Consider the following 13,277-nt stretch of genomic DNA (forward strand, 5'->3'; position numbering starts at 1 on the left):
CCCTTTCCCGAATTCTCGACGGATGCTGAACATGCAAAGGCTCCAGACAGTGCTGTTGCAGTGCGCCGGGTGGCTGCTCTACATGAGCCTGCTCATGCTGATCGCCCTGGCCCTGCCAGCTGATATCTTCGACTCGCAGTCGAAGCACTTCATCTTCCTGGTCGGCGCAGTCGGCATCTGGCGCTACTCCATGGGCGCCACCCATTTCATCCGCGGCATGATCTTCCTCTACGGCGTGTACCCGTACCTGCGCCGCAAGGTGCAGAAAATGGGTAATGCCACCGACCCGTCGCATGTCTACCTGATGGTCACCAGCTTCCGTATCGAAGCGCTGACCACCGCCCAGGTGTACAGCTCGGTGATCCGCGAGGCGATCAACTGCGGCTTCCCCACCACCGTGGTCTGCTCGCTGGTGGAAATGTCCGATGAACTGCTGGTGAAGAGCCTGTGGGCCAAGTACAACCCGCCGGCCCACGTGAAGCTGGACATCGTGCGTATCGCCGGTACCGGCAAGCGCGATGGCCTGGCCTACGGCTTCCGCGCCATCTCGCGCATGCTGCCGGACGAGAACGCCGTGGTGGCGGTGATCGACGGTGACACCGTGCTGGCCGACGGCGTGGTGCGCAAGACCGTGCCGTGGTTCAAGCTGTTCCCCAATGTGGGCGGCCTGACCACCAATGAATTCTGCGAAGTGCGTGGCGGCTACATCATGAGCGAGTGGCACAAGCTGCGCTTCGCCCAGCGCCACATCAACATGTGCTCGATGGCCCTGTCCAAGCGCGTACTGACCATGACCGGGCGCATGTCGATGTTCCGCGCCAGCGTGGTGACCAACCCCGAGTTCATCGCCGACGTCGAAAGCGACTCGCTGATGCACTGGCGCCTGGGCCGCTTCAAGTTCCTTACCGGGGACGACAAGTCCAGCTGGTTCAGCCTGATGCGCCTGGGCTACGACACCTTCTACGTGCCGGACGCCGCCATCAACACGGTCGAGCATCCGCCGGAAAAAAGCTTCCTCAAGGCCAGCCGCAAGCTGATGTACCGCTGGTACGGCAACAACCTGCGGCAGAACTCACGGGCATTGGGCCTTGGCCTGCGTCGCCTGGGGCTGTTCACCAGCATCGTGTTGTTCGACCAGCGCGTGTCGATGTGGACCAGCCTGCTGGGCCTGACCGTGGCGGTAATCGCCAGCCTCAAGTTCGGCATGGCCTTCTTGCTGGTGTACCTGCTGTGGATCGGCATTACCCGCCTGATCCTCACCATCATGCTGCTGTGCTCCGGCCACAACGTAGGCCCGGCCTACCCGCTGATTCTCTATTACAACCAGATCATCGGCGCGCTGATGAAGATCTACGTGTTCTTCCGCCTCGACAAGCAGTCGTGGACGCGTCAGCCCACTGCCCTCAAGCGTGACCTCGCCAGCTTTCAACAATGGTTCAACACCTGGTCCTCGCGGACCATGACCTTCTCGGCTGCCAGCATCTTCGTTGCTGTGCTGTTCATGGTCGTGTGAGCCCAACCCGGATCGGATCTAACAGGAACAAACCACCATGAATACCGCCGTGAACGTCAATGTCGTGCATGAGTCCGAAGCCCAGCGCCAACACGCCCGGGTACGCATTCCCGCCAAGCTGCGGTTCCTGGATGCCCAGCGCCAGGTCCACGAAGTCAAGGTCGAAGACCTTTCTGCCGGCGGCCTGAGCTTCCACGCCAAGCAACCGCAGTCGGTGGGCGATGTGCTGCGCGGGCGCCTGCAGTTCGTGGTCGACAACCTGGGCCTGTCGATCGACATCGAGTTCCAGGTGCGCTCGTACAACCCGGACAATGGCCGTATCGGTGCGCAGTTCCAGAACCTTGAACCTCGCGACATCGCCACGTTGCGGCACATCATCACCAGCCACCTGTCGGGTGAGCTGATCAGCATCGGCGACGTCCTCAGCACCCTGCAGCGTGACAACTTCACCAAGGCGCGCAAGCAGAAGGACGGTGGGTCGGGCCTGAGCGCCTTCGGCCGCTTCAAGGCAGTCACCATCACACTGGGCGTGTTCGTGGTCGGCGTTGCGGCCTTCGGCTTCGTCGCCAAATCGTTGTATGGCATGTATTTCGTCAGCCACGCCGAAGCCGGTGTGGTCGCAGTGCCAACCACCAACGTCACCATGCCGCGCGACGGTACCGTAAGCAGCCTGGTCGAAAGCGGTGGGCAGATCGCCAAGGGCGCGCCACTGGCCAGCTTCACCACCAGCATGCTGGACATGCTCAAGGGCAACCTTGAAGACGCACAGCTGGAGCCGGCGAAGATCGAGGAACTGTTCGGCAAGCAGCTGTCCGGCACCCTCACCAGCCCCTGCGATTGCGTGGTCGCGCGTCAGTTGGTGGACGACGGCCAGTACGCCGCCAAGGGCCAGCCAATCTTCCAGCTGATCCCACGCACCACCACCCCGATGGTCGAGGCGCGCTTCAGCTACCGCCAGTTCGACGAGGTCAAGCCGGGTACCCGGGTCAACTTCCAGGTGGCCGGCGAAGACGAAGTGCGCACCGGTCAGATCGTCAGCAGCACCAGCCTCAACAGCGAAGACCTGTCCTCCGACATCCGCGTGCAGATCAAGCCAGACAGCGGCCTGCCCGCCGAACTGGCCGGCCGCCCGGCCTCGGTCAACAGCGACCGTGGCCCCTCGCTGAACTGGCTGATCGACAAAGCCGTGGCCCGTGGCCTGTGAGGGACGGACAATGATCTCTGATACCTACAAGGTCCGCGTGAACCTGGGGTTGTGTGCACTGGCCGCCGCCATCACGTTGGCCGGCTGTGCCGGCCTGCCCGACCAGCGCCTGGCCAACGAGGCCATGAAGCGCGGTGACACGGCATTGGCCGAGCGCAACTACAAGGCGCTGGCCGACCTGGGCTACAGCGAAGCGCAAGTCGGCCTTGCGGACATCAAGGTGGCAACCCGCGACCCCTCGCAAATCAAGGAAGCCGAAGCCACCTATCGCGCTGCAGCCGCCACATCGCCACGCGCCCAGGCGCGCCTTGGCCGCCTGCTGGTGGCCAAGCCGGACAGCACCCAGGCCGAGCGCGAAGAAGCAGAGACCCTGCTCAAGCAAGCGGCCAGTCAAGGCGAAAGCAACACCCTGATCCCACTGGCGATGCTCTACCTCAGCTACCCGCAGAGCTTCCCCAAGGTCAACGCGCAGCAGCAGATCGACCAGTGGCGCGCCGCCGGCAACCCGGAAGCGGGCCTGGCCCAGGTGCTGCTGTACCGCACCCAGGGCACCTATGACCAGCACCTGGGTGAAGTGGAAAAGATCTGCAAGGCCGCGCTGAACACCACCGACATCTGCTACGTCGAACTGGCCACCGTGTACCAGAAACGTGGCCAGGCCGATCAGCAAGCCGCCCTGCTCGGCCAGCTGAAATCCGCCTATGCCCGTGGCGCCGTACCGGCCACCCGGGTTGACAGCGTGGCCCGGGTGCTGGCCGATCGCAGCCTTGGCCAGACCGACGAAAAAACCGCCAAGGAGCTGCTCGAGCAAGTAGCCCCGGCCAACCCGGCGTCCTGGGTCAGCCTGGCACAGCTGGTATACGACTTCCCCGAACTGGGCGACACCGACCAGTTGATGGCTTACATCGACAAAGGCCGCGAAGCTGAACAACCCCGCGCCGAACTGCTGCTGGGCCGTCTGTACTACGAAGGCAAAACCCTGCCAGCCGACGCTCAAAAAGCCGAGCAGCACCTGCAAGCTGCTGCCGAAGCCGGTGAGATCAGCGCCCATTACTACCTGGGCCAGCTTTACCGCCGCGGCTACCTGGGCAATGTCGAGCCGCAGAAGGCCGTCGACCACCTGCTGGCCGCCGCCCGTGGCGGGCAGAACAGCGCCGACTATGCCCTGGCCCAGCTGTTCAGCGAGGGCCACGGCATCCGCCCGCAACCGGGCAACGCCTGGGTGTTCGCACAGCTGTCGCAGGCCAACCCGACGCCGCAATCAGCCGAACTGCTGCAGCAGCTCGACCAGCAACTGACACCTGACCAGCGCAACCAGGCCCAGCAACTGCTGGACCAGGAAAAGCGTGCACGCGGCAGCATGGCGCAGGGCGCGAACAGCACCCTGGCCCTCGAAGCCCTGCAAGACGACGAAAAAGAAGTAGACGGTGAGGACTCGCTATGACGCTCAATCCCTTCGTGAAAGCTGGCATCGGCCTGAGCTTCGCCCTGCTGTGGTCCTGCCCGACCCTGGCGGAAATGACCGCTGAAAAAAACTTCGGCCTGGACGTGAAAATCACCGGCCAGTCGGAAGACGACCGTGACCTCGGCACCCGCTCTGGCGGCGACGTCAACGGCCTGGGCCTGGATCTGCGCCCGTGGGTGTATGGCGAGCGCGGTAACTGGAGTGCCTACGCCATGGGCCAGGCGGTCGCTGCGACCGACACCATCGAAACCGACACCTTGCGCCAGAACGACGACGGCACCAGCACCGACACCGGCGACGACAGCCGTCAACCAGACAAAAGCTACCTGGCCATGCGCGAGTTCTGGGTCGGCTACAGCGGCCTTACCGCCTACCCCGGCGAGCAACTGCGCTTCGGTCGCCAGCGCCTGCGCAGTGACGATGGCATGTGGCGCGATACCAACATCGAAGCGCTGAACTGGACCTTCGATACCACCTTGCTCAAGGCCGACCTGGGCGTCGCCCAGCGATTCAGCGAATACCGCACCGATCTCACCGAACTGGCGCCGGAAGACAAGGACCGCACCCACATCTACGGCAACGTCGCCACACAGTGGACCCCTGGCCACTGGGTTGGCCTGCGCGCTCACCACACACATGACAGCGGCAGCCTGAAGAGCCCCGGCGAAACGGTCGACGCGCTGGACAAGACCCGCACTGGCGACCTCACCTGGCTGGGTCTGGAGGCCAACAGCGACGCCTACAACTGGCGCAACGACCACACCGTGAATTACTGGGGCAGCGTCACCTGGCTGACCGGTGACCGCGACAAGCTGAGCACCCAGCAGGTGGGTGACGACCAGGTCGCCACCGGCAAGCAGAGCGGTGACGTCAACGCCTGGGCAACCGACCTCGGTATCCGCCTGCGCCTGGACCCGCAATGGCAGGTCGGCGCTGCGTACGCCCGCGGTAGCGGCGGCGGCGGCGATGACGGCTCGAACAACTTCGAGCAGACCGGCCTGGAGAGCAACCGCTCCAACTTCACCGGCACCCGCTCGCGCGTGCACCGCTTCGGCGAAGCGTTCCGCGGCGAACTGGGCAACCTGCAGGCCGCCACCCTGTTCGCTTCGTGGCAGCTGCGCGACGACTACGACGCCAGCCTGATCTACCACAAATTCTGGCGGGTCGATGGCAACCAGAACATTGGCTCCAGCGGCATCAACGCGGTGGTCGACGACAACGGCGTGAACCGTCAGCTGGTCGACGGCGAGAAGGACCTTGGCCAGGAAATGGACGTGGTCGTGACCAAGTACTTCAAGCAAGGCCTGCTGCCGGCTTCGATGAGCCAGGCAATCGACGAGCCGTCAGCCCTGGTGCGCCTGCGTGCCGGTGTATTCAAGCCGGGCGACGCCTACGGCAAGGAAACGGACTCGTACATGCACCGCGCCTTCGTCGACGTCATCTGGCGCTTCTGAGGCCGGTAGGGGACTGACCGTGATGAACCTTCACCCGCACTTACGTCACAGCCTGTTGGCCAGTGCCTTGCTGCTGGCAAGCGGCCTGGCCACTGCCGCAGAACCCCAGGTGGTCGCCAAGGAGCTGCAGCAGGCCAAGACCTATACGGTGGCCAGCGCACCGATCGAGCCGCTGCAGATGGACCCGCCAAAGCTGCCCGACCTGACCGGTTTCACGGCCGAGGCGGTGCAGAAGAAAATCGACCGCCGCCACAAGGGCAAGGTCAGCCTGCGCCGTATGTTCCAGGAGGACACCCTCAAGGAGTTCGTCGGCGGCGACAACAAAGCCGCCGAGTGGGTGCAGCGCCAGCACGGCATCCCGCAGGCGATCTTCGTCGATGACGGCCATGTCGACCTGACCGAGTTGAGCAAGAAGGTACCCAAACAGTACTTCAGCGAAGTCGAGCCCGGGGTTTACCTGGCACGCCTGCCGATCGTGGTCGGGCAAAAGGGCATCCTCGAGATCGACGGCAAGGTCAAACAGCTGCGCCTGTCCCAGGAGGGCGGCGCATTTCTGGTCAATGACGGCAAGCTGTTCGTAACCGACACCCAGGTGACCGGCTGGCGGGAAAAGGACAACGGCCCGGCGACCTTCCGCTCGCCCAAGGAATTCCGCCCGTTCCTGCTGTCGTGGGGCGGCACCGAGACCTACATCGTCAATACGAAGATGGCCAGCTTCGGCTACGCCAAGTCCAAGTCGTATGGCGTGAGCATCTCGCAGTACACGCCGAACATGGCCAAGCGCATGGGCCGCCCGGAGCCCACCGGCTGGATCATCGGTTCGGAGTTCAGCGACATGTGGTACGGCTTCTACTGCTACGAAACCCAGGACTTCGTGATCAAGGACAGTACCTACCGCGACAACATCGTCTACGGCATCGACCCACACGACCGTTCGCATCGCCTGATCATCGCCGGCAACACGGTGTACGGCACCAAGAAGAAGCACGGCATCATCGTTTCGCGTGAGGTCAACGACAGCTGGATCATCAACAACAAGAGCTACGACAACAAGCTCTCGGGCGTGGTGATCGACCGTAACAGCGTCAACAACCTGGTGGCCTACAACGAGATCTACCGCAACCACACCGACGGCATCACCCTGTACGAAAGCGGCGACAACCTGATCTGGGGCAACAAGCTGGTCAACAACCGCCGCCACGGCATCCGCGTGCGTAACAGCGTGAACATCCGCCTGTATGAAAACGTCGCCATGGCCAACGGCCTGGTCGGCGTATACGGCCACATCAAGGACCTGTCCGACACCGACCGCGACATCGCCCTCGACCCGTTCGACACCAAGGTGTCGCTGATCGTGGTAGGTGGCGAGCTGTCGGCCAACGGCTCCGGCCCGCTGTCGATCGACTCGCCGCTGTCGGTCGAGCTGTACAAGGTGTCCATGCTCGCCCCGCGCAAGGCCAGCGGCATCAGCCTCAATGGTGTGCTGGGCGAGCGCCAGGACGAAATCCTCGACCTGCTGGTACGCCAGCAGAAGGCTGTGCTGATCGACCCGGTCGAACGCCAGACCGAAATGATCGATTAAGGAAGCCCAGACCATGACTCCACACCTGATGAAACTGCTGGGCCTGTCCGCCGCCCTTCTGGCAATCAGCCAGGGCGTGCGCGCCGAAGACGTCAAGGCCCCGACCTTCAGCGCCGAGCCCTGCTGCCAGTTGTGCCCTGAAGCGCACGATGCAAGCCGCTACACCACCCGCTATCAGCAAAACTTCACCACGCTGGTGCAGGCCCAGGGCGACTGGCTGTTCCGCACCCGCGAAGACCTGCGCACCGAGTTCAACACCACCCCGGCCGGCTACAAACGCCTGCAGCAAGTGCACGACGCGTTCAAGAAGCGTGGTGTGGAACTGGTGGTGGTGTACCAGCCGACCCGTGGCCTGGTGAACCGCAACATGCTCAACCCGGCCGAAAAAGCCGCCTTCGACTACCAGAAGGCCCTGGGCAACTACCAGGCCATGCTCAAGCGCTTCGCCAGCATGGGTTACAACGTGCCCGACCTGTCACCGCTGACCAACGAGCAACTGGCCGCCGCTGACCAGGGCAAGGACTTCTACTTCCGTGGCGACCAGCACTGGACGCCGTACGGTGCCGAGCGCGCGGCGAAGATCGTGGCCGACACCGTACACAAGATGCCGGCCTTCGAAGGCATCCCGCGCAAGGAATTCGAGACCAAGAAGTCCGGGCGCATGGGCAAGACCGGCACCCTGCACAACGTTGCCGGCCAACTGTGCGGCACCAGCTACGCCGTCCAGTACATGGACCAGTTCGCCACCGAGCCGAAAGGCGCGAGCGGTGGCGACGACCTGTTCGGTGACAGCGGCAATGCGCAGATCACCCTGGTCGGTACCAGCCACAGCGGCAAGAACTACAACTTCTCGGGCTTCCTCGAGCAATACATCGGCGCCGACGTGCTCAACGTCGCCTTCCCAGGCGGTGGCCTGGAAGGGTCGATGATCCAGTACCTGGGCAGCGAGGAATTCCAGAAGAACCCGCCGAAGATCCTGATCTGGGAATTCTCCCCGCTGTACCGCCTGGACCAGGAAACCATCTGGCGGCAAATCCTTGGCCTGCTCGACGACGGCTGCGACGACCGCCCAGCCCTGATGAGCGCCAGCACCACCCTCAAGCCTGGCAAGAACGAGCTGATGGTCAACGGCAAGGGCGGCGTGATCAAAGACCTGATCAACCGCAACCTGCAGATGGACGTCAAGTTCGAAGATCCCTCGGTGAAGGTGTTGCAGGCCACCCTCTGGTACCTCAACGGCCGCCACGAGGACATCAAGCTGGAAAAACCGGAAACCTCCGACACCGACGGCCGCTTCGTCTTCCAGATGCGCGAAGACGAGGACTGGGCCAGCCAGCGCCTGCTCGCGTTCGAGGTACAGGGGCCGGAAAGCGGCACCCAGAAGGTCGAAGCCAAGCTCTGCAAACGCAACAACTTCGCCGTGCCTGCGCAGACCGCGCAGGCAGGCCAGTGAGGCGACCCATGACCCTTTTCAAACGAATTTCCAGCCCCGCCCTGCTCGCGTTGGCCTTGTTTGGTGGTGCCGCGCACGCCGCGCTGGTACCGCCGCAGGGTTACTACCAGGGGATCGAAAAGCTCAAGACCGGTGATGGTAATTTCCGCTGCGAAGCGGCGCCCAAGCCATACACAGGCCCGCTTCAGTTTCGCAGCAAGTACGAAGGCTCGGACAAGGCTCGGGCAACGCTCAACGCTGCCTCGAAAAAAGCCTTTCGCAAGTCGACCGAAGACATCACCACGCTGGAGAAGGGCGTGAGCAAGATGGTCGGCCAGTACATGCGCGACGGCCGCCCGGCGCAACTCGACTGCACCCTGACGTGGCTGGGCACCTGGGCACGTGCCGGTGCACTGCTGTCCACCGACTACAACCATACCGGCAAGTCGATGCGCAAATGGGCGCTGGGCAGCATGAGCGGTTCATGGTTGCGGCTGAAATTCTCCAACTCGCAGCCGCTGGCGGCACATCAGGCCGAGGCCGACCTGATCGAAAAATGGCTCACCCGCCTGGCCGAGCAGACTGTGCGTGACTGGAGCGACCTGCCGCTGGAGAAGATAAACAACCACAGCTACTGGGCGGCCTGGTCGGTCATGGCTACCGCCGTCGCCACCGACCGTCGCGACCTGTTCGACTGGGCCGTGAAGGAATACAAGGTCGGCGCCAACCAGGTGGATGACCAGGGCTTCCTGCCCAACGAAATCAAGCGCAAGCAGCGCGCGCTGGCCTATCACAACTACGCCTTGCCGCCGCTGGCGATGATTGCCAGCTTCGCCCAGGCCAATGGCGTCGACCTGCGCGCCGAGAACAACTTCGCCTTGCAGCGCCTGGGTGAAGGCGTGCTGGCCGGCGCCCGCGACCCCAGCCACTTCAAGGCGCGGGCGGGCAAGAAACAGGACATGACCGACCTCAAGGTTGACAGCAAGTACTCCTGGCTCGAGCCCTGGTGTGCGCTGTACCACTGTGTCGGCGACACGCTTGAGCGCAAGCACGACATGCAGCCGTTCAACAGCTTCCGGCTGGGGGGCGATGTGACCCGGGTCTACGACCCGAGTGCAGAGAGCAAGAAATGAATTGACCCCCATTGCGGGGGCGGAACCTGTGGGAGCGGGCATGCCCGCGAAGAAGCCACCGCGGTGCATGGCAAGGGCTTGCCCGCTCCCACAGGAATCTAAGTTGCCTTCCAGTCTTGCACTGGGGGGTTTGGGGGGCGCTTTGCCCTGGATGCTGTGAACAAATTAGGAGAACCGGGATGGTCTTCTCGTCCAACGTGTTCCTGTTCCTGTTCTTGCCGATCTTCCTCGGCCTGTACTACTTGAGCGGGCAACGTTATCGCAACCTGCTGCTGCTGGTCGCCAGCTACATCTTCTACGCCTGGTGGCGGGTGGACTTCCTGGCACTGTTCGCCGGCGTCACCCTGTGGAACTACTGGATCGGCCTGAAAGTCGGTGCCGCCGGTGTGCGCACCAAGCCTGCGCAGCGCTGGCTGCTGCTCGGCGTGGGTGTCGACCTGGCAATCCTCGGCTACTTCAAGTACGCCAACTTCGGCGTCGACAGCCTGAACGCGATCATGACGTCGTTTGGCCTGGAGCCATTCATTCTGACCCACGTGCTGCTGCCGATCGGTATCTCGTTCTACATCTTCGAGTCGATCAGCTACATCATCGACGTATACCGCGGTGACACCCCGGCTACCCGCAACCTGATCGACTTCGCAGCGTTCGTGGCGATTTTCCCGCACCTGATCGCAGGCCCCGTGCTGCGCTTCAAGGATTTGGTCGACCAGTTCAACAACCGCACCCACACCCTGGACAAGTTCTCCGAAGGCTGCACCCGCTTCATGCAGGGCTTCATCAAGAAAGTGTTCATCGCCGACACCCTGGCCGTGGTCGCCGACCACTGCTTCGCCCTGCAAACCCCCACCACGGGCGATGCCTGGCTCGGCGCCCTGGCCTACACCGCACAGCTGTACTTCGACTTCAGCGGCTACAGCGACATGGCCATCGGCCTGGGCCTGATGATGGGCTTCCGCTTCATGGAAAACTTCAAGCAGCCCTATATCAGCCAGTCGATCACCGAGTTCTGGCGGCGCTGGCATATCAGCCTGTCGACCTGGCTGCGCGACTATCTGTACATCACCCTGGGCGGTAACCGCAAAGGCACCTTCAATACCTACCGCAACCTGTTCCTGACCATGCTGCTGGGCGGCCTGTGGCACGGTGCAAACTTCACCTACATCATCTGGGGCGCCTGGCACGGCATGTGGCTGGCCATCGAGCGCGCGTTGGGCCTCGACACCAACCCGCAGCGCTTCAACCCGGTGAAGTGGGCCTTCACCTTCCTGCTGGTGGTGGTCGGCTGGGTGATCTTCCGCGCCGAAAACCTGCATGTGGCCGCCCGTATGTACGGCGCCATGTTCAGCTTCGGCGACTGGCAGCTGTCGGAGCTCAACCGCGCCCAGCTCACCGGTCTGCAGGTGGCCACCCTGGTCATCGCCTACCTCACCCTGGCGTTCTTCGGCCTGCGCGACTTCTACCGCAATGCCAGGCCGACGCCCAAGGCGACCCCGGTGCAGGTCAACGCTGACGGCTCGATCGGCCTGGACTGGACCCGGGTGATGACCCGCGCACTGATCCTGCTGCTGTTCGTCGCCTCGATCCTCAAGCTTTCGGCGCAAAGCTACTCGCCGTTCCTTTACTTCCAGTTCTGAGGTTGATGACCATGACCCGGACATTACGCATCACCTACTCCCTGTCGTTCCTCGGCCTGCTGGTCGGCATGGGCGCCTGGTCCACCGGTGGCCTGCAGAGTTTCCAGCGCACCGAGCAGATGACCCTGCTCAACGGCAAGCTGGCCAAGGCCGCCGAGACCCACTACGACGCCGAATTCCCGGTCAAGCGCCTGGGCACCAACCTGTGGGCGGCCATGGACTTCAAGCTGTTCAACGAAGGCCGCCCAGGTGTGGTACTGGGCCGCGACCAGTGGTTGTTCAGCGACGAAGAGTTCAAGCCCACCGCCGGTGCCGAGCAATTGATGCAGGAAAACCTGGCACTGATCCGTGGCGTACGCGACACCCTGCAGCAACACGGTAGCCAGCTGGTGCTGGCGATCGTGCCGGCCAAGGCACGGGTCTACACCGAGTACCTGGGCAAAGAGCGGCCTGCCAGCCTGCATGACGACCTGTACAACCAGTTCCATGCCCAGGCACGCCAGGCCAACGTGTTCGCACCGGACCTGATGGCACCGATGGAGCAGGCCAAGGCCCGCGGCCAGGTATTCCTGCGTACCGATACCCACTGGACGCCCATGGGTGCCGAAGTGGCGGCGCAGGCGCTGGCCGAAGCGGTCAGCCGCCAGAGCCTGCTCAATGGCGCCCCACAAGCCTTCATCACCGAAGCCGGCAACACCGCCCCCTACAAGGGCGACCTGACCAACTTCCTGCCACTGGACCCCTTGTTCAGCAACCTGCTGCCGGCCCCGGACAACCTGCAGAAACGCACCACCCGGCCGGTCGATGCCGAGGGTGACGCCGGCGACGCGTTGTTCGCCGACAAGCAGATCCCGGTTGCACTGGTAGGCACCAGCTACAGCGCCAACCCGCACTGGAACTTCCTTGGCGCGCTGCAGCAGGCCCTGCGCAGCGACGTCGCCAACTACGCCGAAGACGGCCATGGCCCGCTGCTGCCGATGCTCAAGTACCTGCAAAGCGATGCCTTCAAGAACGCCGCACCACAAGTGGTGGTGTGGGAATTCCCCGAACGTTATCTGCCAATGAAAAACGACCTCAGCAGCTTCGATCCGCAGTGGATCGCGCAGCTGAAAAACTCCCGTAAATCCGAAGAAAACCTGGCCTTGTCGTCCACCCGGACAGACCACTGACTGATAGAGAGGAAACGCACATGACTACCAAGACTTCCATTGCCAAAGCCCTCACCCTCGCGGCCGGCCTTTCCCTTGCTTCGATGCAGGCCTTCGCTGGTGCCGACGCCGCACTGTATGGCCCAAGCGCGCCGAAAGGCTCGACCTTCGTACGCCTGTACAACGCGACCAGCGCACCGGCCGCCGCGTCGGTCGGCAACACCCAGATCAAACAGGTTGGCGCACAGGCCAGCAGCGACTTCAGCTTCCTGCCAGGCGGCGACTACACAGCCCAGGTCGGCGGCAAGAGCGTGCCGGTCAAGCTGGCCTCGGACAAGTACTACACCCTGGTCAACAGCAACAGCGGCACCCCGAAACTGATCGAAGAACCACCGTTCAAGAACAAGCAGAAAGCCCTGGTGCGCGTGCAGAACCTGAGCGACCAGCAACTGACCCTGAAAACCGCCGACGGCAAGACCGAAGTGGTCAAGCCGGTGGCCGCCAACGGCCGTGGCGAACGCGAAATCAACCCGGTCAAGGTCAACCTGGCGCTGTACCAAGGAGACAAGAAAGTGGGTGACGTGAAACCCGTCGCCCTGGAGCGCGGCGAAGCCGCAGTGCTGTACGTAACGGGTTCCGGCAACGCCTTGTCGCCGGTGTGGGTAACTCGCCCCGTGGCTAGCAACTGATTCCCCTGCCTCTCAACGAC

General features: G+C 63.2%; 10 protein-coding genes. All 10 read left to right on the top strand.

What is annotated here, in order from left to right:
- The first annotated feature begins 31 nt into the window (after nt 1-31).
- The 10 genes from ACF8O8_RS03350 to ACF8O8_RS03395 all read left to right on the top strand — a co-directional run bounded on the left by ACF8O8_RS03350 (nt 32) and on the right by ACF8O8_RS03395 (nt 13,257).
- The gene (locus tag ACF8O8_RS03350) at nt 32-1,513 is read left to right on the top strand and encodes a glycosyltransferase family 2 protein (protein ID WP_003251762.1); all 1,482 of its coding nucleotides are present in this window, start codon (nt 32-34) and stop codon (nt 1,511-1,513) included.
- A 37-nt stretch (nt 1,514-1,550) separates the two neighbouring features.
- Complete coding sequence (locus ACF8O8_RS03355; protein ID WP_392509240.1) at nt 1,551-2,717, top strand: PilZ domain-containing protein; 1,167 nt, start codon at nt 1,551-1,553, stop codon at nt 2,715-2,717.
- A 10-nt stretch (nt 2,718-2,727) separates the two neighbouring features.
- A complete protein-coding gene (gene algK / locus ACF8O8_RS03360; protein ID WP_392509241.1) occupies nt 2,728-4,161 on the top strand; it encodes an alginate biosynthesis TPR repeat lipoprotein AlgK in 1,434 nt (477 codons plus the stop codon).
- Nucleotides 4,158-5,636, top strand: a complete 1,479-nt coding sequence (locus tag ACF8O8_RS03365) for an alginate export family protein (RefSeq protein WP_064490718.1) — start codon at nt 4,158-4,160, stop codon at nt 5,634-5,636. Before algK ends, ACF8O8_RS03365 begins: the two co-directional genes overlap by 4 nt.
- A gap of 22 nt (nt 5,637-5,658) precedes the next feature.
- On the top strand, nt 5,659-7,218 hold the full coding sequence (algG, locus tag ACF8O8_RS03370; RefSeq protein WP_019752508.1) for a mannuronan 5-epimerase AlgG: 1,560 nt from the start codon (nt 5,659-5,661) through the stop codon (nt 7,216-7,218).
- 13 nt (nt 7,219-7,231) lie between these two features.
- Nucleotides 7,232-8,671, top strand: a complete 1,440-nt coding sequence (locus tag ACF8O8_RS03375; RefSeq protein ID WP_274145073.1) for an alginate biosynthesis protein AlgX — start codon at nt 7,232-7,234, stop codon at nt 8,669-8,671.
- Between the two features lie 8 nt (nt 8,672-8,679).
- On the top strand, nt 8,680-9,783 hold the full coding sequence (locus ACF8O8_RS03380) for a mannuronate-specific alginate lyase (protein ID WP_392509242.1): 1,104 nt from the start codon (nt 8,680-8,682) through the stop codon (nt 9,781-9,783).
- 179 nt (nt 9,784-9,962) lie between these two features.
- The gene (locus ACF8O8_RS03385; RefSeq protein WP_392509243.1) at nt 9,963-11,420 is read left to right on the top strand and encodes an MBOAT family O-acyltransferase; all 1,458 of its coding nucleotides are present in this window, start codon (nt 9,963-9,965) and stop codon (nt 11,418-11,420) included.
- A gap of 11 nt (nt 11,421-11,431) precedes the next feature.
- On the top strand, nt 11,432-12,589 hold the full coding sequence (locus ACF8O8_RS03390) for an alginate O-acetyltransferase (RefSeq protein ID WP_392509244.1): 1,158 nt from the start codon (nt 11,432-11,434) through the stop codon (nt 12,587-12,589).
- Between the two features lie 20 nt (nt 12,590-12,609).
- On the top strand, nt 12,610-13,257 hold the full coding sequence (locus ACF8O8_RS03395; RefSeq protein WP_129932692.1) for an alginate O-acetyltransferase AlgF: 648 nt from the start codon (nt 12,610-12,612) through the stop codon (nt 13,255-13,257).
- Nucleotides 13,258-13,277 lie beyond the last annotated feature (20 nt).

Origin of the sequence: Pseudomonas sp. TYF_14 (genome assembly GCF_043105275.1) — a bacterium.
In the GTDB taxonomy this organism is placed as follows: Bacteria; Pseudomonadota; Gammaproteobacteria; order Pseudomonadales; family Pseudomonadaceae; genus Aquipseudomonas; species Aquipseudomonas alloputida.

What these genes read in the sequence shown, in the direction of transcription:
- ACF8O8_RS03390 (WP_392509244.1), top strand. Translation starts at nt 11,432, where the DNA reads ATGACCCGGACATTACGCATCACCTACTCCCTGTCGTTCCTCGGCCTG.
- ACF8O8_RS03385 (WP_392509243.1), top strand. Translation starts at nt 9,963, where the DNA reads ATGGTCTTCTCGTCCAACGTGTTCCTGTTCCTGTTCTTGCCGATCTTC.
- ACF8O8_RS03380 (WP_392509242.1), top strand. Translation starts at nt 8,680, where the DNA reads ATGACCCTTTTCAAACGAATTTCCAGCCCCGCCCTGCTCGCGTTGGCC.
- ACF8O8_RS03355 (WP_392509240.1), top strand. Translation starts at nt 1,551, where the DNA reads ATGAATACCGCCGTGAACGTCAATGTCGTGCATGAGTCCGAAGCCCAG.
- ACF8O8_RS03350 (WP_003251762.1), top strand. Translation starts at nt 32, where the DNA reads ATGCAAAGGCTCCAGACAGTGCTGTTGCAGTGCGCCGGGTGGCTGCTC.
- ACF8O8_RS03375 (WP_274145073.1), top strand. Translation starts at nt 7,232, where the DNA reads ATGACTCCACACCTGATGAAACTGCTGGGCCTGTCCGCCGCCCTTCTG.
- ACF8O8_RS03365 (WP_064490718.1), top strand. Translation starts at nt 4,158, where the DNA reads ATGACGCTCAATCCCTTCGTGAAAGCTGGCATCGGCCTGAGCTTCGCC.
- algK (WP_392509241.1), top strand. Translation starts at nt 2,728, where the DNA reads ATGATCTCTGATACCTACAAGGTCCGCGTGAACCTGGGGTTGTGTGCA.
- ACF8O8_RS03395 (WP_129932692.1), top strand. Translation starts at nt 12,610, where the DNA reads ATGACTACCAAGACTTCCATTGCCAAAGCCCTCACCCTCGCGGCCGGC.
- algG (WP_019752508.1), top strand. Translation starts at nt 5,659, where the DNA reads ATGAACCTTCACCCGCACTTACGTCACAGCCTGTTGGCCAGTGCCTTG.